Genomic DNA, 17,313 nt, shown 5'->3' with positions numbered 1-17,313 from the left:
CGCTTCCTTCACAGCCCGTCGGATTGGTATAGAAAGCAGCCCTCATCGTGGGAGTTGATCACGCCCATGGCCTGCAGGTACGAATAGACAATTGTGGTGCCCACGAACTTCATGCCCCGCTTGCGAAGGTCGGCCGAGATCCGGTCCGACAGGGTGGAGCTGGCCTTTCCCGTTTCATGGAGGACCCGGCCCTCCGTAAAGTGCCAGATGTAGTTGGAAAATGAGCCGTATTCCAGCTGGATGGACCGGAACACTCTGGCGTTGGTGATGGAGGCCCGGATTTTCAGCTGATTGCGGATGATGGATGAATCGGACAACAGACGCTGCACATCCGCCTCCTCATAGCCGCAGACCCTGCTTAGGTCGAACCGGTCAAAAGCCCGGCGGAACGATTCCCGCTTGTTCAGCACGCATTCCCAGGACAACCCGGCCTGGAAGCTCTCAAGGATGAGAAGTTCAAATAACCTGTGGTCGTCGTGGCTGGGAACGCCCCACTCCCTGTCATGATAGTCGATGTACGCCTGGTTCTTCAGGTTGCACCAGCCGCACCTGCAAACGTCCGGACTATCCATTCACGCACCTCCTTTGGAATTGCTTCATCCTATCACATCCGGTGATCCGGTTCAAGCGGCAGGGAAAAATCCCCACCTTGGCAGCCGGGCTGAAATCTGATATAGTTTAAGAAACGGAAAACCCAGGCCCTGTCCAAAGCCTGGACTGCGGAACCCGGAAAACGGCAATGAAATACAGCCGGCGGCCATGTTTTGGCCCCGCCTGCGGCATAAAAAGCCGCGGGATAAGTCGGTCCCGTTTCGGCGGCGACAAAGGAATCGGAAAGAGGGTAAGACGATGCGCTCATTTTTCCTGCGGCACCACAGGCTCCACGTATGGCTGCTTTCCCTGGCGGCATTTTTTCTGGCCTTTGCCGTGTGCCGGGAAAACCGGGCGCTGATGAACGCGATAGCCGAGCATGTCACCGCCCCGGTGAAATATGCCCTGGGCCGCATGTGGGGACTGGTCCCTTTTTCCGGCATGGAGCTGCTGGTGATCGTGCTGATTCTTTTCGCTGTGATCTACCTGATCCTCTGGGGCCGGGCCATTGTCCGGACACGGCCCCGCCGCCGCGCCGTGTATGGCGGCTTTATAGGGGCGCTGTGCACGGGGCTGACCATCTACGCCGTCTGCTGCCTCCTCTGGGGCGTAAACTATTATACCGACAGCTTTCAGGACAGGTCCGGCATCCGGGAACAGCCTGTTGCCATAGAGGACTTGTATCATGTAACGCGGTATTTTGCCGATCGCCTGATCGACACCTCGGATTTGGTGGAGCGCGACGAAAACGGAGTGTTTGCTGTGCCCCGGGACGCCATCTTTGCAGGCAGCACCTCGGTCTATGATGCGGTGGAGCAGCAGTTCCCCTTCCTGAAGTTCCCGGATCAGGTGCCCAAGCGGATGGCATTTTCGAAAGTCATGAGCGCCATGGACTTTACGGGGGTGTTCTGCCCTTACACCGGCGAATCCAATCTGAATGTGGACAGCCCCGCCTGTCTGCTGCCCTCCACAATTGCCCATGAACTGGCCCACCAACGGGGGATTGCCTCGGAGCAGGAGTGCAATTTCCTGGCCGTGCTGGCCTCCACCACCTGCGGCAGCGATGTCTACGCCTATTCCGGATGGCTTTTGGGGTATATCCACCTGGGCAACGCCCTGTACCGGGCGGACGAGACACTGTGGCGCTCCGTGTGGGAGACATTGCCGGATGGGGCGCGGGCGGACCTGTCGTTCAACAACAGCTACTGGGCCGGCTTTGAAGGACCGGCCTCCCGGGCCAGCCAGAAGGTATACGACAGCTTTCTCAAAAGCTATGGAGAGGCGGCGGGCGTCAAAAGCTACGGCACGGTGGTGGACCTGCTGGTGGTATATTATCAGGAACTTACATAAGTGTTGCAAAAACCATCAGTAATATTGGAGATTTGTGGTATACTAAAAACAGATAATAACCCGTGCATTCAAAATGAAAGAAGGAGAATGACCTATGAAGTTTTATGTCTGCGCCCATTGCGGCAATATCATTACCTATGAGCACTCCGCCGGCGTCCCCGTGGTCTGCTGCGGCGAGAAGATGCAGGAGCTGGTGCCCGGTTCTGTGGAGGCGGCGGTGGAGAAGCACCTGCCGGACATCGAGGTCAACGGCGCTGCGGTCACGGTGAAGGTGGGCTCCGTGGAGCACCCCATGCTGGAGGAGCACCACATCGAGTTCATTGTCCTTGAGACAAAAGAGGGCAGCCAGCGCAAGGAGCTGAAGCCCGGCGTGAAGCCGGAGGCCAGGTTTGCCCTCACCGAGGGAGACAGCGTGGTGGCCGCCTATGAGTACTGCAACCTCCATGGCCTGTGGAAGACGGAGGCCTGAGGCGAAAAGGGTCCGTCAGTCAGCCATTGGTAAAAAGGCGAGTGAAAAGCAGCTGCTTTTCACTCGCCTTTTTCATTTGAAGTCCGAAGGCGGAAAATTCGACCGCCTCCGTTCGTATCAGGGCCTCAGATATCCTGCCGTCCCTCCAGGGCCCGCATCAGCGTGGCGTCGTCGGCAAACTCCAGGTGCCCGCCCACGGGGATGCCGTAGGCCAGGCGGGTGACCCGCACGTCAAAGGGCTTGAGCAGCCGGGCCACATACATGGCCGTGGTCTCGCCCTCCGTGTCGGGATTGGTGGCCATAATGACCTCCTGCACGCCGCCCCGGGCGACGCGGTCCACCAGGGCCTTGATCTGCAGGTCGTCGGGCCCCACGTGGTTCATGGGGGAGATGACGCCGTGGAGCACATGGTAGTGGCCGTTGAACTCCCGGGAGCGCTCTATGGCGGCCACGTCCCGGGGGTCCGCCACCACGCAGATGAGGGAGCCGTCCCTCTTGGGCGAGGAGCAGATGGGACAAAGACCCCCGGCGGTGAAGTTGCAGCACTCCGGGCAGAGCGTCACGCTTTTCTTGGCGTCCACAATGGCGTCGGCAAAGGCCTGGGCCTCCGACTGGGGCAGGCTCAGGATAAAAAAGGCCAGGCGCTGGGCGGATTTGCCGCCGATCCCCGGCAGCCGGGCAAACTGCTCCACCAACTTTTCAAGGGGTGCGGGTAGATATTCCATGGGCGAATCGCTCCTTTTTCAGATTAGCCGAGGTCCATGGCGAACAGGGCCGCCGCGCCGCCGGTGTGGACGAAGACGATGTTCTCCACGCCGCCGAAAAACCCCTCGTGCAGCAGCCGCAGCATGCCGGCATAGGCCTTGCCCGTGTAGACCGGGTCCAGCAAGATTCCCTCGGACCGGGCCAGGTCCAAAATGGCCGGCGTATCCTCCGGGTTGGGGACAGCGTATCCGGCGCCGTAGTGATAGCGCATGGAAAAAGGACCTATGCTGGGCCTTTCGTCCAGGAGCGCCGCCGCATCCCGGGCAAGCCGGGGAACGATCTCCTCAAAGGGATCGCTGTCCACGCCCACGCCCAATACCGGCGTGCCGTTTAAATAGAGGGCGCTGCCTAAGAGCAGTCCGGCGGTGGTGCCGCCGGAGCCGGTGGCGCTGACGATGTGGTCCAGCCGGACGCTGGCTGCCGCGGACTGTTCCGCCATCTCCCGCACGCACTGGGCGTATCCCAAAGAACCCAGGGGCGTGGACCCGCCCACGGGAATCTCATAGCATTTGTGGCCCTGGGCCTCCAACTCCGAGGCCATGCGGGCGGTCTCAGCGTACACGTCGTCATAGCTGTCCGTATCCACAAAGTGGACCTGTGCGCCGAAGAGGTCGTCTAACACAAGGTTGCCCACATGGCCGCTGACACCCCGCTTTTTCAGCACCAGTATGGCCTGCATGTTCAGCCGGGCGGCGCAGGCGGCGGTCAGCATGGCGTGGTTGGACTGGGCGCCTCCGGCGGTAAAAACCACGTCGCAGCCCCGGGCCCTGGCGTCCGCCAGAAGGAATTCCAACTTGCGCACCTTGTTTCCACCCAGCGCCACGCCGCACAGGTCGTCCCGCTTGATCCAGAGGTTGACCCCTTCCCTGCGGCTGACGGTTTCCAGCTTATAAAAGGGGGTGGGGTAGACGCCAAGAGGGACGCGGGGAAGCTGCTGTAAGCCTTTCATCATACCCTCCAATCCCTCATTCACCCCGCAGCGCGCGGATGCGCCCGGGGATGTTCTCCGCCCTGTACACGGCGCTGCCGGCCACCAATACGTTGGCTCCGGCCTCGATGCAGGCGCGGCAGGTGTCCACGCCCACGCCGCCGTCCACCTCCAGCTCGCAGCCGGGATTGTGGCGGTCGATCAGCTGCCGGATGGCGCGGACCTTATCCATCTGGTCGGCCATGAAGCTCTGCCCGCCAAAGCCGGGCTCCACCGTCATCACCAAAATGAGTTCCACTTCCTTCAAAAAGGGAAGCACGGCCTCCGCGGGGGTCCCGGGCTTGAGCACCACGCCTGAGCGCTTGCCCTTGGCGTGGATTTTCGCAATGGCGCTGAGGAGGTTCTCCGTGGAGTCGGACTCCACATGCACCGTCACCAGGTCGGCGCCCGCGTCGCAAAAGCGCTCCGCATAGCGGATGGGCTCCACAATCATCAAATGGACGTCTAAGGGCAGGTCGGTGACCGGGCGGATACACTGGACCACCGGGATGCCGATGGAGATGTTGGGGACAAAGAGACCGTCCATCACGTCCACATGGACGTAATCGGCGGTTTCGATCCGGCGGATCTCCCGCTCCAAATTTGCAAAGTCGGCGGAGAGGATGGAAGGAGCAATTTTCACCATAACAATACACCACATTTCCTGATAAATGAGAGCAAAGCAAGAGGACCGGCTGTTGGCGGCCGTGGCCCCGGCGCCATCCGGCGCATAGGATACACTAAGCGGCGCGCCGCCTGATGCCTCAGCCCGCGCCTTGTCAGACCCCCGGTCGGCCGCAGCCGCTTTTTCAGATAGGGAGCCGGCAGGGAAACCTGCCGGCTTCCAGTGCAATTGTCTATACTATAGCAAACTCGTCTGTCAAACGCAAGGCGAAAAAAAGTGGCGTTGTTGCAAATGCATCTTTACATATTAGAATATTATGATATTTTAATATCATAGATTTTGAATAAAAACGACGGCCGTGAGAACGCTATTTTTATGGCAGATGGGCCGCGGCGGCTGGGCCGCAGATTGCAGCCGCCTCAGCGGCAATCTTTGCGCTGGCCAATCAATAAAGAGGAGCGGTGAAGCATGGAATCAGAGTACAAAAAGCGCTCGGAACTGCTGAAGGCGCTGAGTCATCCCGTCCGGCTCCGCATCGTCCACGGTCTGCTGAAAACCGGGTGCCACAACGTCAGCTGTATGGAGGAGAAGACGGGCATGTCCCAGTCCTGCATCTCCCAGCATTTGCAGAAGCTGCGCATGGCAGGGGCCGTAACCGCCCAGAGGACGGGCAACGAGGTATACTACAGCGTGTCGTCGCCTGTGGTGGCGGGTGTGGTGGCGGCGCTGTTTGAAGAGGAGGCGTCAAACTATGTTTTATGAAGTGGCGGTCATCGGCGCGGGACCGGCGGGCCTTTCCGCGGCTGTCAACGCCCGGCTGCGTGGCAAAAGCGTGGCTGTGGTGGGAAACAATCCGGAGGAGAACCCGCTTTGGAAGGCGCCAAGGGTGGACAATTACCTGGGCCTGCCGGAAAAGAGCGGCCGGGAGCTGATAGAGGAGTTCACCGCCCATGCGGAGCGCTCCGGCGCCCAGCTGATCCGGGGCAAGGTCCTCAATGTGGGAACCGATACGGAGCGGTGGTACCTGGGAGTGGGAACCGATATCATTGAGGCCGGCGCGGTGGTTCTGGCGGCAGGCGTGGCCCGGGGCCGGAAGTTTGAAGGGGAAGAACGGTTTGTGGGCGCCGGCGTCAGCTACTGCGCCACCTGTGACGGGATGCTGTACCGGGGAAAACGGGCCGCCGTGCTGGGATTTACCGCGGACGCGGAGCAGGAGGCGGAGCACCTGCGCGGCATCGGCGTGGATACGCTGTTTTTCCAAAGGCCCCGTCAGTGTGAGCTCCAGGGAGAACATAAGGTGGAGTCCATCCGCGTGGACGGCACGGAGTATGCGGTGGACGGTGTGTTCATCCTGCGGCCCACGGTGGCGCCAGCGGACCTGATTCCGGGCCTTGAGACGGCGGGCGGCTTTGTCACCGTGGATGAGGCCATGGCCACCAATCTGCCGGGCCTCTATGCGGCGGGAGACTGCACAGGCCTTCCTCTGCAGCTGGCAAGGGCTGTGGGGCAGGGGTTGGTGGCCGGTCAGAGCGCCGCCGCCTACTGGGATAAGATCACAAAGTCACAGGCAAGTGAATCAAAATAAATTTATTAATAAAAGGAGATCAGACGTATGGCATTGAAGCATTTGACGACGGCCACCTTTGACGCGGCCATTTCCAAGGAATCCCTTGCAGTGGTGGACTTTTGGGCCACCTGGTGCGGCCCCTGCCGCATGCTGGCTCCCACGGTGGAGAAGCTGGCCCAGCAGTATGAAGGCAAGGCCCTGGTGGGTAAGGTGGATGTGGACGCGGAGCCGGAGCTGGCCCAGCGCTACGGCATCATGAGCATCCCCACGGTCATTTTCTTCAAAAACGGGCAGGAAGTGGACCGGAAGGTGGGCGTGCAGCCTCTGAACGCCTTTGCCGGCGTGGTGGATCGGAACCTGTAAGAAAATGCCTCCGCTGAAAAAGCGGAGGCATTTTTGTGCCCTGAATGCGAATCTGCTTGTGTTTTCCCGCCGCAGCCGGTAAAATGGCCATAGCGGGCACAGGCGCATATCGGCGCCTGAAACAAAGCCCGCTTGCGGGGGAAGAGTATGGAGGTTTACACAGTCAATGCGTTTGCAAAGCGTTCCGGCGGCGGGAACGGCGCCGGAGTGGTGCCTGACGCCTCGGGGCTGACGGAGGAGCAGATGCAGTCCATTGCAAAGCTGTTGGGATTCAGTGAGACCGCCTTTGTGTCGCCCTCCGCCCGGGCGGATCTGCGCCTGCGTTTTTTCACACCGGCCGGCGAGGTGCCGCTTTGCGGCCACGCCACCATCGGAACCTTTTCCGTCCTGGGCGCCACCGGCAGGCTGGACCCGGGGGAGTACATTCAGGAGACCGGGGCGGGATGCCTGCGGGTGCGGCTGGGGGAGGACGGCACCGTGCTGATGGAGCAGTCCAAGCCCGTCTTTTCCGGCCAGGCGGACCGGGAGGCCATCGCCCGGTCCCTGTGCGGCAGCGCGGAGGAATTGCTGAACCCGGAGCTGGACGTGGAGATCGTCTCCACCGGGCTGCGGGACATTCTTGTGCCGGTTCGAAGCAGGGAGGTCCTGTGGCGCATCCGGCCCGATTTTCAGCAGGTGTCCCGTCTGAGCCGGGACTATGACGTGGTGGGCTACCACCTCTTTACGGAGGAGACCCTGGAGCGGGCGGCGGCCCACTGCCGGAACCTGGCCCCGCTGTACGGCATTCCGGAGGAGGCGGCCACCGGCACCTCCACAGGGGCCCTGTGCTGCTGTCTTTTCCGCCGTGGACGGATCGGAGCAGGGGTGCTCACAGCCTTTGAGCAGGGCTATTCCATGGACCGGCCCTCAGAGATACTGGCCTGTGTGCAGGTCCGGGAAAAGGAGATCCAGGAGGTCTGGGTGGGCGGCCGGGCCATGGACATCGAAAAGCGGGAGCTTTGATGATGTGTAAAGACAGGCGGATTTGACCGCCCCGTTTGGGCAAAGATACACTCAGCCGCCGAAAGAAGGAGATATAGCATGGACCTGACAAAGCTTTTGGAGACGCAGATCGGCTCCCTTTCCATAGGACGGCTGATTTCCGGTATAGTCACAGCCCTTGTCTGCCTGCTTGCCATCCGGGTGTTGAGCAGGCTGTCCAAAAAACTTTTGGAACGGACCCGGCTGGACGAGCGAATCCGCAAGTATGTGCTGAGCGCGGTGCGGGTGGTGCTGTGGATCGTCGCCATCATCATCGTAATGGAGTCCCTGGACATCCCGTCCACTTCCCTTGTGGCGCTGCTGTCCGTCACCTCCCTGGCCTTTTCCCTGGCGGCGGAAAATGTGCTGTCCAACATGGCGGGCGGGCTGGTGATCCTTGTGAACAAGCCCTTTAACCTGGGGGATTTCATTGAGGCCTCCGGCGTCTCCGGCACCGTGGCGGAAATTACCCTGAATTACACCAAGTTAGACACCATAGACGGCCGGCGGGTGCTGATGCCCAACAAGGAGCTTTCCGCCAGCCGTCTGACCAACTACACGGTGCTGGGCCGGAGGCGGGCTGAGCACAAAGTGACCGCGTCCTATGACGATAAGCCGGAGACGGTGTGTGAAGCCCTGCTGAAGGCCGCCGCCATGACGGAGTACGTACTGGAGGAGCCCGCGCCGTCGGCCCAGATCGAGAGCTACGGCGATAGCTCCATCGAATACAGCCTGCGCTGCTGGGCGGAGACGGAGCACTACTGGGCCATGTATTATGCCCTCCTTGCGAACGTCAAAAAGGCGTTTGACGACTCCGGCGTCACCATGACCTACAATCATTTGAATGTCCACCTGATGCGGGAGGGAGAATAACGGAGAAAGCGGAAAGGGGCGCGCCCCTTTCCGCTTTTGAACACCTACATCTCCTTCTCATATTTGAAGCGGTAGTAAATCCCCCATCCGTGGACCAGCAGGTAGGCAAAGACAAGGAGCAGCACCGCGGTGAGCTCCACCCCCATCAGTGCAAAGGACAGCATCACCGCCCCAAACACGAAGGTCATCCTGTCATAGGCTTTTGCCTTGGCGCGGGTTTCAATGGCAATGTTGCGTTCATCCTTCCGGTCGATCTCCAGCTGCCACGCGGCCTCCGGGGCGTTTTTCAGGGCCCGGCGGGAGATCAGGTTTCCCATGCCGTGACCAAACGTGCCGCAGCCCACTCCAATGCACACATAGGGCAGTGCGCGCATGGCGTGCTGCGGGGTGTCCAGGTACCTGATCAGCAATAGCCCCGCGCCCGCCAGCAATACGCCGATGAGTACAAGCACACAGTCCAGATTCTTTTTCACGGACAATCCTCCTCATAAATAAAAATCTCCTCAATCTGCATCCCAAAATAGCGGGCAATTTTAAACGCAAGGGTGATGGACGGATTGTACCGTCCGTTTTCAAGTGAGCCGATTGTCTGCCGTGAGACCTCCAGCGCCGCGGCCAGGTCCTCCTGGCGAATGCCTCGCTGCTTTCGGATCTGTTCCAGGCGGTTCTTCAATGTCATCCCCCTTCCTCATAATAACGGAAAGCAAACTTTCCATTCGTAGGATAACACGGCAGGAGCAAAATGTCAAGTGTACTTTCCGTAACGCTGTAAAAAACATGGTGCGTTTACACTCTGCATGTACGCTCCAGAGCTGAAAAGGAAGTCATCCGTATCCCGATGGCAATCAAAAAAAGGCAGGTTCCTTGGAAAATCCCAAGGAACCTACCTTTCTGCGCGATAGGAGCGGCTGACAGAGAGAATTCCATTTTGCGCGATCATATAGTATAGCCCATCAGCTGCGTCTCTTTTTCAGCCGCAGCTTCAGCCCGCCTTGTCCGCGGCGATCAGGAGCTTCAGCGCTTCCACGCCCACCCGGACGGCGGCGGAGGTGTCCGTACTCATGTCCTGGTCCAGTCCCGCGGCCTCCCGCTCCTGATTCCAGATCACATGGAAGCACGCCCCGCATCGCACGCCCAGCGCCGCAGCCACCACGAAGAGGGCGGCGGACTCCATTTCACTGGCCTTCACGCCCAGCCGCTTCCAGGATTCCCACTTTTGCACCAGCTCATAGGAGACCGGGGATTTGTCCGGGCTGTGCTGGCCGTAAAAGCTGTCCTTGCTTTGTACAACCCCTGCGTGGACCCGCTTGCCCATGGCGTTGGACGCCTGAATCAGAAAGCCGGCCACGGAGAAATCGGAGACTGCGGGGAATTCGATGGGGGCGTATTCCCGGCTGGTGTGCTCATAGCGGATGGCGCCGGTGGCCACCACAATGTCGCCGGAGCGGACGTCCAGATCAATGCCGCCGCAGGTGCCCACCCGGATAAAGGTGTCCGCGCCGCAGTTGTGCAACTCCTCCATGGCAATGGCGGCGGAGGGGCCTCCGATCCCCGTGGAGCAGACCGAGACCGGCTCGCCAAGCAGCGTTCCCGTGTAGGTGACAAACTCCCGGTTCTGGGCAATTTTCTTTCCGCCGTCAAACAGCGCCGCAATGGAGGCGCAGCGTCCCGGGTCACCCGGCAGGATGCAGTAGCGGCCCACGTCTCCGGGCGCGCAGTCGATGTGAAATTGCTTTTCCAATGTTTGCATAGTCTCGCCTCCGATTGATAGGATAGTTTTCAATATACCACATTCTTGGGCGCGCTTCAACGGATACGGCCATTTTGTAAAGAGGGACGATCCGGTTCCAAAGAAGGCGGGTCGGCATGAAAAGAGGAAAGGCCCGGCGCATCCATGAATGCGCCGGGCCTTTTGCAAAGCGATTAATAATTGGTGGCTTTGATCTGGAAATAGGCCTGGGGGTGCTTGCAGACGGGGCAGACCTGTGGAGCGGACTCGCCGATCTCCACATGGCCGCAGTTGCGGCAGAACCACATGACCTTTTCGCCCTTTTTGAAGACCTCGCCGTTCTTGAGGTTCTCCAGCAGCTTCAGATAGCGGTCCTCATGGGTCTTTTCAATCTTGGCCACGCCCTCGAACTGAGCGGCCAGCGCCAAAAAGCCCTCTTCCTCGGCGGTCTTGGCCATGTCCTTGTACATCTCGTCCCATTCCCAGTGCTCGCCGTCGGCGGCGTTCTGCAGGTTCTGGGCGGTGTCGCCCAAGGCACCCAAGGCCTTGAACCACAGCTTGGCATGCTCTTTCTCGTTGTCGGCGGTCTCCTGGAAAATAGCCGCGATCTGTTCATAGCCCTCTTTTTTTGCCGCGCTGGCAAAATAGGTATACTTGTTTCTTGCCTCGGACTCACCGGAAAATGCCTTGCGCAGATTGGCCTCTGTTTTGCTGCCCTTCAACTCCATAATCAAATGCTCCTTTCAGCTTTCTTATCTATGCGCAGAGTGCGGGAACCCGCTCCTCGTCACAACACTGTATTCTTTCCACCACAGCCGGAACAAATACCCAGAAACGTCAAACTGTGGCCCTTTACCTTGCAGCCCCAGCGCTCCGCCTCCCGGTCCAGGGCCGGATCGTAAGGCACGGGCAGGTCCAGCACTCGGCCGCAGGCGGTGCAGCAAAAGTGGGTGTGGGGCGCGACGGTGGCGTCAAACCGGTCCGCGCTGCCGCTGTCCAGCCGGCTCAGCCGCCCCTCCTCGGCCAACTGGTTTAGGTTTCGGTACACCGTGCCCAGGCTCAGCTGTGGAAGCTCTGACTTCAGCTGGTTGTAAATCATCTCCGCGGAGGGATGCTCACAGGAGGCGGCCACGGATTCATAAATGCGCTCCCGGCGGGCAGAGTATCTTTGCGGCCGCATGGCAGGTCCTCCTCTTAAATAATAATTATTATCATTAATAAACAGTATAGGCGATGAAAACAGAAAAAGCAAGGAAAATTTGTAAATTTTTCCGATCTAAATTTGTATAAACCGCAAATACTAACTTGCGGGTAAATCCACCCGTGTCTTAAAATAAGGAGGAAGAATGATGAAAAGCAAAATCCTGCCCCTGGTCTTTGCGGCTGTGATGATGGTTTCCATGACAGCCTGCGGAACTACGAATAATGCGGACAATCCCAATGCCGGACAGGGCTCCGGTTCCACCAGCGCAGGCGACAACTCCGCAGGCGGCGGTACCGACGACAGTCTGAACAACGGCGCCGCCGGCAATGAAGACGGAACTGGCGGCGGTATCCTTGGCAATGAGGACAACGGCAGCCAGAGCGGCGCCCTTGACAACAACGGCACTGTGAGCGGCGCCGACGGCAATGCCGCCGGCAGCGCCGGATCTGCCAGCGGCGCTGCCGCCCGGCGTGACGGCCAGCCCATTGTGCGCTCCGCCACCTATGAGCAGATGCTGCGCAATGCCCGGGTTCACGATACCGACGGCGATCTGACCGACGGTGAAAACGCGGTTACCCCCGGCATTAAGTATTAAACAAGCGGAAAAACGCCTGTGGAGCATATCCACAGGCGTTTTTTTCAATATAAATATTATATGAGAGGCAGGGAGTATACGGTTTCAGCAATCTGAACCTCCTCCGCTGTCATTCCCCGTACGATCAGCAGCCGGCAGGTGCTGCTTTTTTCCCTGCGATCGCCTCGCTCCAGAGCATGTCCGCAGACGGCCACCGACGCCATGGACAAAAGCACCAGACAAGCGCATAAAATAACCCGGACCTTCATAAAGTGAACGCCTCCTCAATGCATTCCGACTGTATCAACTATGTTAGTACAGTCAGTACAGAAAATCAAGAGGCAAACGGTCACAATTCAGTAACAAAAAAGGAGAGGAAATGTTTCCAGCTCCTTTTTCACAAAATCAGACGTACCACGTATCCCGCGTAGAGGAGCAGCATCATAGCGCCCTGGGTCCGGTAGAACCGGCCGGTGAGCAGCGGGGGCAGGATGGCGGTAATCACCAGCAAAAGGCAGGCCGGCAGGTCCAGAAGAACCGTCTGCGCCGATATGGCCAGCTGTCCGCCGGAGATGAGGGAGCAGACCGGGAGGATCATGGTCAGATCGATCACATTGGCGCCGATGATGTTGCCGATGGACATGGACGCCTCCCGCTTGACGATGGCGGAGACCGTGGTGACCAACTCCGGCAGTGAGGTGCCCACCGCCACCATGGTCACGCCGATGATGCTTGCGGGCACACCAAGAAAGACGGCGATGGCGCTTCCCTCATTGATGAGCAGCTCAGAGCCCACGATGATGCCCACCACGCCTAAGATGAATTTGCAGGTCATGATGAGGATGCGGCGCCGGGAGATGTCCCGGCGGCTGTGGGGATCCCGCTGGCTGATGCTCTGCTTGGCGTCTCGGATGTTGGCCCAGACGAATACGGCAAAGATCACCAAAAGGCCCATGGAGGGCAGCAGGGGCAGCGCCCCGCCCTGGCACAGGGCCAGCAGCAACGCCGCGGCGGCGGCCATCAGGATGGCCTTCAGGCTGAACTGAGCACGTTTGACGACCGAGGGGATGCAGACCACGGAAAGCCCCATAATCAGCCCAAGGTTGGCGGTGACGGAGCCAACGGCGTTGCCCACCGCCAGGTCCACCTCGCCCTGCAGCACGCCCATGACGGAGACCATCAGCTCCGGCAGCGTGGTGGCCAGGGAGACCACGGTGGCGCCGATGATGAACTGGGGAATGCCCGAGATCTCCGCCATCCAGACGGCGGCGTCCACAAAGTAGTCTCCGCCTTTTACAATCAGCAGCAACCCCAGTAAAAACAGCGCGGCGGTGACCAATCCTTCCATATAATCCCCCATTTTAATCGGACCGGCAGGCATCTGCCGAATGTCCGGCATTCAGCGGCAAAAGCGGGACGAGCGTCCCGCAAAGCGGCTCCATTATAGGACGGGAAGCCGGCGGTGTCAGTCGAAATTGGGCGCATTCGCCTATTTCCTCTTTTTGGGTTTTGCCCAGCCCTTTTTCCTCTTCAGCGGCTTTTGAGGCTGCTGGGCGGCGGGAGCGGACTTGCTCCCGCCCCGCTGCGGGATTGAGCCGCCGCCCTTTGTATCGCTCCGCCGTGGGCCTGTGCTGCTTTTCTTTGATTCATTTCGCCGTGGGCTGCTTCCGCGCTGCTTTTTATCACCCTGCCGCGGATTGGACGCACCCCGCGCTGACTCTCCCCGGCGCTGACCGCCGCCGCTCTCCACGGCCGGGCCGCGTCCGCCGTGCAGAGGACGGATCAGGCACTGGGGACCGTAGCCGATTAGGTCCTTGCGCCCGGCCCTGTGAAGCGCCTCCACCACCAGCCGGCGCATCTCCGGCTTGCGCCATTGAAGCAGCGCCCGCTGCAGCGCCTTGTCGTGGGGATCGGTGGCCACATAGACCGGCTGCATGGTCCGCGGGTCAATGCCCGTGTAGTACATGCAGGTGGAGAGTGTGCCCGGCGTGGGATAGAAGTCCTGTACCTGCTCCGGCTGGTGGCCGGTGGAGTGCAGGAACTCCGCCAGCTCCACCGCGTCGCTGAGGGTGCAGCCGGGGTGGGAGGACATGAGGTAGGGCACAAGGTACTGCTCCCGGCCCTCTTTGCGGTTGAATGTCCGGTACTTGTCCCAAAAGGACTCGAACACGTCGAAGTGGGGCTTTCCCATGTAGTCCAGCACATGGGCCACGCAGTGCTCGGGAGCCACCTTCAGCTGACCGCTGACGTGGTGGTTCACCAGCTCCCGGAAAAACTCGTCGTTGCGGCCCGCTAACAGATAGTCGTAGCGGATGCCGGAACGGACAAAGACCTTTTTCACACCCGGGACCGAGCGCAGCTCCTGGAGGAGCTTTGTATAATCCGAGTGGTCGGGATCGATGTTGCGGCAGGGCGTGGGGGCCAGGCAGCTGCGGTTTTTGCACATGCCCCGCTTGAGCTGCTCCTGGCAGGAGGGGTGGCGGAAGTTGGCCGAGGGGCCGCCTACGTCGTGGATATAGCCCTTGAACTTGGGGTCGCGGGTCATCTCCGTCACCTCGCGGATGCAGCTTTCATGACTGCGGGAGGTGATCATCCGGCCCTGATGAAAGGCCAGGGAGCAGAAGTTGCACCCGCCGAAGCAGCCCCGGTTGTGGGTGACGGAAAAGCGCACCTCCTCGATGGCCGGGACGCCGCCTTCCTGGTCGTACATGGGGTGGACCTCCCGGACATAGGGGAGCTCCGCCACCTCGTCCAACTCCCGGGTGGAAAGAGGCATGGCCGGCGGATTGACAATGAGCCATTTGGCGCCGTGGCGCTGAAGGATGGCTCTTCCGCGGATGGGGTCGTGCTCCTCGTACTCCACTTTGGTGGCCTGGGCGTAGGCACATTTGTCGGCGCACACCTCCTCATAGGAGGCGCAGGTGGTTTTGGAGAAGGGGCAGGGAGCGGGGGAGTCCGCGGCGTAGGCCGTTCCCCGCACGTCGGTGATTTCCTCCGCAGGCGTGCCTGCGGATAGACGCCCGGCGATCTCCCGGGTGGCCCGCTCCCCCATGCCGTAGACCAGCAGGTCGGCCTGGGCGTCAAAGAGGATGGAACGGCGGACCTTGTCGTCCCAGTAGTCGTAGTGGGCAAACCTGCGCAGCGAGGCCTCCAGGCCGCCGATGACCACCGGCAGACCGGGAAAGGCCTCCCGGCAGCGGTTGGCGTAGACGATGGTGGGCCGGTCGGGCCGCAGGCCCATCTTTCCGCCGGGGCTGTACTGATCCCGGCTGCGGCGTTTCCTTGCAGCTGTGTAGTGGGCCACCATGGAGTCGATGTTGCCGCCGCCGATGAACACGCCCCACCGGGGGCGGCCCATCCGCTGGAAGGCTGCGGCGCTGTGCCAGTCCGGCTGGCTCAGGACCGCCACCCGGTAGCCCTCCGCCTCCAGTACCCGGGCGATGATGGTGGTGCCGAAGCTGGGGTGGTCCACATAGGCGTCGGCCGTGACCACCAAGAAGTCATATCCGTCCCAGCCCCGCTCACGCATCTCCTGGCGGGAGACTGGCAAAAATTCACCCATAGTCCGATTCCTTTCCACATGTTCCGTGAAATTTCGATTCCTTTTGGTATATTAGCTGACAGATAATACAAAATATAATCAAATATCCTGCAAACGGATGTCTTTTTCCAAAATATCGCGTCCATCCTCCGTACAGCCGGTGCTTTGGAAGCCGTATCGGGTGAAGAAGCGATAGGCCTGTTGAGCCTGACGGCTCAGGGCAATCCGCAGTGTGTCCCGGTGCAGGGGACGGTAGAACTTCACCGCCTGGCCCAACAGCTGGATGCCGTATCCCTGGCAGCGGTACTCCGGCGTCATGTAGTAAAAACTGATCCAGCCGTGGTTTTGACCGGCCTCCTTCTCCGGATTCAGCTCCAGGCAGCCCACCGGGACGCCCTCCAGGCTGGCCACCAGGCAAGGCCGTTCACTTGCCTCCCGCAGCAGCACGTCACCGTCAAAATCCCCGGGCATGGAGGTCAGCTTCCAGATGTCGCACCCGCAGCGATGGAGGAACTCCCCCTGGGAAGCAAGGTCCAGGGCGCTGAAGGCAAGGCCCGGCTCAATGCCGTTGGGCCGCTTCCACCAGGTCTGTCCGGCAAAGGTGGAGATGTTCTTCACGTGGGAGTTGTCGTCCCGGAAAACCACCTGAATGTGGTCGCCTTCCGCCTCCAGCAGGGATACGGCGGTGTTGTCCCCGTGGGAAGTCTGGCCCAACTGCTCCAGAGTGAGTCCCTGGAGCGTGCCCAACAGGATGCGCAGCGCCATGCCGTGGGAAAAGACGGCCACGGTTTCATTAGGGTGGGCGGCAATGATCTCCCGCATGGCCCGGAGCATCCTGTCCCGAACTCCGGCCACCGTCTCCGCGCCCTCCACATGCCAGCGCTCCATGTGCTTGGTAAAATTGAGCATCTGCTCCGGCTCCTCCTGACCGATTTCACCCCAGGACATCTGCTCCCAGCAGCCGATGCCCACCTCCCGCAGGTCCTTTCGCTTATGCAGGGGCAAATGCCTGGGCACATAGACGGCGGTGGCGGTGATGCAGGTGCGGCGCAGGTCGCTGGAATAGACCGCGTCCACATGGATGTCCTGGAAGCGCTGGCGCAGCGCCTCGATCTGCTGGTAGCCCCGGTCGGTGATCATGCTGTCATACTGTCCGTGGGCGATTCGATACAAATTTCCCTCCGCCTCGGCATGGCGGATCAGATATAGCTTTGTCATGTGGATTCCTCTCAACTTATCAAAATGTCATTGTCCTTTATTATATATGGTGCGGCCCTTTTTCGCAAATAGAAAACAGAAAAGCAAGATTCCCTTTCCGTTGTGAAAAATCTGGAGAACTCCTCAGATTATTACAGTTGAAAGGGCGGGGAATCCGGAAAAAACCGGGCATACTATTCCCAAGCCAGTAAAGGAGTGGATGAATGATGAATACCACCGCATTTTGGTGTGGTATGGGTACCGGCATTGTGGCCGGCGCCGCTGTCGCTATGATGGCGGGTTCCAGGCAGCAGTCCATGAAGACACCGGTGGGGAAGGCTATGCAGAAGGCCGGCGTCGCCATGGACCATGCCATGGACAGTTTTATCACCGCGATGGAGAAGTAAGGAGCGGGAGGGCAAATGCCCTCCCGTCGTCTTTGAGGTTGCCAAGTCCCCATGGAAGATTCTGAAAAAAG

General features: G+C 60.1%; 22 protein-coding genes. 9 read left to right on the top strand and 13 right to left on the bottom strand.

What is annotated here, in order from left to right:
• Nucleotides 1-8: 8 nt before the first annotated feature.
• Nucleotides 9-572 (bottom strand): DNA-3-methyladenine glycosylase I, encoded by a 564-nt coding sequence (locus tag KQI82_RS00110; protein ID WP_216556978.1) that lies wholly within the window; start codon nucleotides 570-572, stop codon nucleotides 9-11.
• A gap of 277 nt (nucleotides 573-849) precedes the next feature.
• Between KQI82_RS00110 and KQI82_RS00105 the strand changes: the two genes are divergently transcribed.
• Nucleotides 850-1,941, top strand: a complete 1,092-nt coding sequence (locus KQI82_RS00105; RefSeq protein ID WP_216556976.1) for a DUF3810 domain-containing protein — start codon at nucleotides 850-852, stop codon at nucleotides 1,939-1,941.
• A 94-nt stretch (nucleotides 1,942-2,035) separates the two neighbouring features.
• Nucleotides 2,036-2,410 carry a desulfoferrodoxin family protein gene (locus KQI82_RS00100; protein WP_216556973.1) on the top strand — a complete coding sequence of 125 codons (375 nt, stop codon included), beginning with the start codon at nucleotides 2,036-2,038 and terminating at the stop codon, nucleotides 2,408-2,410.
• A 125-nt stretch (nucleotides 2,411-2,535) separates the two neighbouring features.
• On the opposite strand, the gene recR is transcribed toward KQI82_RS00100, so the two are convergent.
• From recR to rpe, 3 genes are read right to left on the bottom strand one after another with little or no spacing between them, the layout of a single operon-like run.
• The gene (gene recR, locus KQI82_RS00095; RefSeq protein ID WP_216556970.1) at nucleotides 2,536-3,135 is read right to left on the bottom strand and encodes a recombination mediator RecR; all 600 of its coding nucleotides are present in this window, start codon (nucleotides 3,133-3,135) and stop codon (nucleotides 2,536-2,538) included.
• A gap of 23 nt (nucleotides 3,136-3,158) precedes the next feature.
• A complete protein-coding gene (locus KQI82_RS00090) occupies nucleotides 3,159-4,127 on the bottom strand; it encodes a 1-aminocyclopropane-1-carboxylate deaminase/D-cysteine desulfhydrase (RefSeq protein WP_216556967.1) in 969 nt (322 codons plus the stop codon).
• A gap of 13 nt (nucleotides 4,128-4,140) precedes the next feature.
• Nucleotides 4,141-4,788, bottom strand: coding sequence for a ribulose-phosphate 3-epimerase (gene rpe, locus KQI82_RS00085; protein WP_216556964.1), 648 nt, complete (start codon nucleotides 4,786-4,788; stop codon nucleotides 4,141-4,143).
• A 447-nt stretch (nucleotides 4,789-5,235) separates the two neighbouring features.
• Between rpe and KQI82_RS00080 the strand changes: the two genes are divergently transcribed.
• The 5 genes from KQI82_RS00080 to KQI82_RS00060 all read left to right on the top strand — a co-directional run bounded on the left by KQI82_RS00080 (nucleotide 5,236) and on the right by KQI82_RS00060 (nucleotide 8,590).
• Nucleotides 5,236-5,529, top strand: coding sequence for an ArsR/SmtB family transcription factor (locus KQI82_RS00080; protein WP_216556961.1), 294 nt, complete (start codon nucleotides 5,236-5,238; stop codon nucleotides 5,527-5,529).
• The gene (locus KQI82_RS00075) at nucleotides 5,519-6,352 is read left to right on the top strand and encodes an NAD(P)/FAD-dependent oxidoreductase (RefSeq protein ID WP_216556958.1); all 834 of its coding nucleotides are present in this window, start codon (nucleotides 5,519-5,521) and stop codon (nucleotides 6,350-6,352) included. The genes KQI82_RS00080 and KQI82_RS00075 overlap by 11 nt, the downstream gene beginning before the upstream one ends.
• Nucleotides 6,353-6,379: 27 nt before the next feature.
• The gene (trxA, locus tag KQI82_RS00070) at nucleotides 6,380-6,697 is read left to right on the top strand and encodes a thioredoxin (RefSeq protein WP_216556956.1); all 318 of its coding nucleotides are present in this window, start codon (nucleotides 6,380-6,382) and stop codon (nucleotides 6,695-6,697) included.
• A 147-nt stretch (nucleotides 6,698-6,844) separates the two neighbouring features.
• On the top strand, nucleotides 6,845-7,699 hold the full coding sequence (locus KQI82_RS00065) for a PhzF family phenazine biosynthesis protein (protein WP_216556953.1): 855 nt from the start codon (nucleotides 6,845-6,847) through the stop codon (nucleotides 7,697-7,699).
• A 78-nt stretch (nucleotides 7,700-7,777) separates the two neighbouring features.
• Entirely contained in the window at nucleotides 7,778-8,590 is an 813-nt protein-coding gene (locus KQI82_RS00060; protein ID WP_216556950.1) for a mechanosensitive ion channel family protein, read from the top strand.
• Nucleotides 8,591-8,634: 44 nt separating this feature from the next.
• Here KQI82_RS00060 and KQI82_RS00055 read toward each other — a convergent pair whose 3' ends face one another.
• The 5 genes from KQI82_RS00055 to KQI82_RS00035 form a co-directional block, all read right to left on the bottom strand.
• Complete coding sequence (locus KQI82_RS00055) at nucleotides 8,635-9,063, bottom strand: hypothetical protein (RefSeq protein WP_216556947.1); 429 nt, start codon at nucleotides 9,061-9,063, stop codon at nucleotides 8,635-8,637.
• Entirely contained in the window at nucleotides 9,060-9,263 is a 204-nt protein-coding gene (locus KQI82_RS00050) for a helix-turn-helix transcriptional regulator (protein ID WP_216633573.1), read from the bottom strand. Before KQI82_RS00050 ends, KQI82_RS00055 begins: the two co-directional genes overlap by 4 nt.
• 309 nt (nucleotides 9,264-9,572) lie before the next feature.
• Nucleotides 9,573-10,340: a uridine phosphorylase gene (gene udp, locus KQI82_RS00045; protein ID WP_216556945.1), complete on the bottom strand. Its 768-nt coding sequence runs from the start codon at nucleotides 10,338-10,340 to the stop codon at nucleotides 9,573-9,575.
• A 173-nt stretch (nucleotides 10,341-10,513) separates the two neighbouring features.
• Nucleotides 10,514-11,047: a rubrerythrin gene (rbr, locus tag KQI82_RS00040; protein WP_241426567.1), complete on the bottom strand. Its 534-nt coding sequence runs from the start codon at nucleotides 11,045-11,047 to the stop codon at nucleotides 10,514-10,516.
• 59 nt (nucleotides 11,048-11,106) lie between these two features.
• Nucleotides 11,107-11,499, bottom strand: coding sequence for a Fur family transcriptional regulator (locus tag KQI82_RS00035; protein WP_216556942.1), 393 nt, complete (start codon nucleotides 11,497-11,499; stop codon nucleotides 11,107-11,109).
• 166 nt (nucleotides 11,500-11,665) lie between these two features.
• On the opposite strand from KQI82_RS00035, the gene KQI82_RS00030 reads away from it, so the two are divergent.
• Nucleotides 11,666-12,118 carry a hypothetical protein gene (locus KQI82_RS00030; protein WP_216556939.1) on the top strand — a complete coding sequence of 151 codons (453 nt, stop codon included), beginning with the start codon at nucleotides 11,666-11,668 and terminating at the stop codon, nucleotides 12,116-12,118.
• A gap of 56 nt (nucleotides 12,119-12,174) precedes the next feature.
• Here the strand turns inward: KQI82_RS00030 and KQI82_RS00025 are convergent, their stop codons facing one another.
• The 4 genes from KQI82_RS00025 to KQI82_RS00010 form a co-directional block, all read right to left on the bottom strand.
• Nucleotides 12,175-12,366, bottom strand: a complete 192-nt coding sequence (locus KQI82_RS00025; protein ID WP_216556936.1) for a hypothetical protein — start codon at nucleotides 12,364-12,366, stop codon at nucleotides 12,175-12,177.
• A gap of 128 nt (nucleotides 12,367-12,494) precedes the next feature.
• Nucleotides 12,495-13,445: a calcium/sodium antiporter gene (locus tag KQI82_RS00020; protein ID WP_216556934.1), complete on the bottom strand. Its 951-nt coding sequence runs from the start codon at nucleotides 13,443-13,445 to the stop codon at nucleotides 12,495-12,497.
• Nucleotides 13,446-13,586: 141 nt separating this feature from the next.
• Nucleotides 13,587-15,659 (bottom strand): YgiQ family radical SAM protein, encoded by a 2,073-nt coding sequence (locus KQI82_RS00015; RefSeq protein ID WP_216556931.1) that lies wholly within the window; start codon nucleotides 15,657-15,659, stop codon nucleotides 13,587-13,589.
• 78 nt (nucleotides 15,660-15,737) lie between these two features.
• A complete protein-coding gene (locus KQI82_RS00010) occupies nucleotides 15,738-16,856 on the bottom strand; it encodes a bifunctional histidine phosphatase family protein/GNAT family N-acetyltransferase (protein ID WP_216556928.1) in 1,119 nt (372 codons plus the stop codon).
• Nucleotides 16,857-17,059: 203 nt separating this feature from the next.
• Between KQI82_RS00010 and KQI82_RS00005 the strand changes: the two genes are divergently transcribed.
• On the top strand, nucleotides 17,060-17,242 hold the full coding sequence (locus KQI82_RS00005; RefSeq protein WP_216556925.1) for a hypothetical protein: 183 nt from the start codon (nucleotides 17,060-17,062) through the stop codon (nucleotides 17,240-17,242).
• The last annotated feature ends 71 nt before the right edge of the window (nucleotides 17,243-17,313 follow it).

It is taken from the genome of Dysosmobacter acutus (assembly GCF_018919205.1).
GTDB lineage: Bacteria > Bacillota > Clostridia > Oscillospirales > Oscillospiraceae > Oscillibacter > Oscillibacter acutus.
Note: the sequence above shows the minus strand (reverse complement) of the source record. Positions and strands in the feature narration are given on the sequence as shown.

Coding starts and splice junctions, on each gene's coding strand:
- trxA (WP_216556956.1), top strand. CDS start 6,380: ATGGCATTGAAGCATTTGACGACGGCCACCTTTGACGCGGCCATTTCC.
- rbr (WP_241426567.1), bottom strand. CDS start 11,047: ATGGAGTTGAAGGGCAGCAAAACAGAGGCCAATCTGCGCAAGGCATTT.
- KQI82_RS00065 (WP_216556953.1), top strand. CDS start 6,845: ATGGAGGTTTACACAGTCAATGCGTTTGCAAAGCGTTCCGGCGGCGGG.
- KQI82_RS00030 (WP_216556939.1), top strand. CDS start 11,666: ATGATGAAAAGCAAAATCCTGCCCCTGGTCTTTGCGGCTGTGATGATG.
- KQI82_RS00105 (WP_216556976.1), top strand. CDS start 850: ATGCGCTCATTTTTCCTGCGGCACCACAGGCTCCACGTATGGCTGCTT.
- KQI82_RS00080 (WP_216556961.1), top strand. CDS start 5,236: ATGGAATCAGAGTACAAAAAGCGCTCGGAACTGCTGAAGGCGCTGAGT.
- KQI82_RS00090 (WP_216556967.1), bottom strand. CDS start 4,127: ATGATGAAAGGCTTACAGCAGCTTCCCCGCGTCCCTCTTGGCGTCTAC.
- KQI82_RS00005 (WP_216556925.1), top strand. CDS start 17,060: ATGATGAATACCACCGCATTTTGGTGTGGTATGGGTACCGGCATTGTG.
- KQI82_RS00035 (WP_216556942.1), bottom strand. CDS start 11,499: ATGCGGCCGCAAAGATACTCTGCCCGCCGGGAGCGCATTTATGAATCC.
- rpe (WP_216556964.1), bottom strand. CDS start 4,788: ATGGTGAAAATTGCTCCTTCCATCCTCTCCGCCGACTTTGCAAATTTG.
- KQI82_RS00075 (WP_216556958.1), top strand. CDS start 5,519: ATGTTTTATGAAGTGGCGGTCATCGGCGCGGGACCGGCGGGCCTTTCC.
- KQI82_RS00010 (WP_216556928.1), bottom strand. CDS start 16,856: ATGACAAAGCTATATCTGATCCGCCATGCCGAGGCGGAGGGAAATTTG.
- udp (WP_216556945.1), bottom strand. CDS start 10,340: ATGCAAACATTGGAAAAGCAATTTCACATCGACTGCGCGCCCGGAGAC.
- recR (WP_216556970.1), bottom strand. CDS start 3,135: ATGGAATATCTACCCGCACCCCTTGAAAAGTTGGTGGAGCAGTTTGCC.
- KQI82_RS00100 (WP_216556973.1), top strand. CDS start 2,036: ATGAAGTTTTATGTCTGCGCCCATTGCGGCAATATCATTACCTATGAG.
- KQI82_RS00020 (WP_216556934.1), bottom strand. CDS start 13,445: ATGGAAGGATTGGTCACCGCCGCGCTGTTTTTACTGGGGTTGCTGCTG.
- KQI82_RS00025 (WP_216556936.1), bottom strand. CDS start 12,366: ATGAAGGTCCGGGTTATTTTATGCGCTTGTCTGGTGCTTTTGTCCATG.
- KQI82_RS00015 (WP_216556931.1), bottom strand. CDS start 15,659: ATGGGTGAATTTTTGCCAGTCTCCCGCCAGGAGATGCGTGAGCGGGGC.
- KQI82_RS00060 (WP_216556950.1), top strand. CDS start 7,778: ATGGACCTGACAAAGCTTTTGGAGACGCAGATCGGCTCCCTTTCCATA.
- KQI82_RS00110 (WP_216556978.1), bottom strand. CDS start 572: ATGGATAGTCCGGACGTTTGCAGGTGCGGCTGGTGCAACCTGAAGAAC.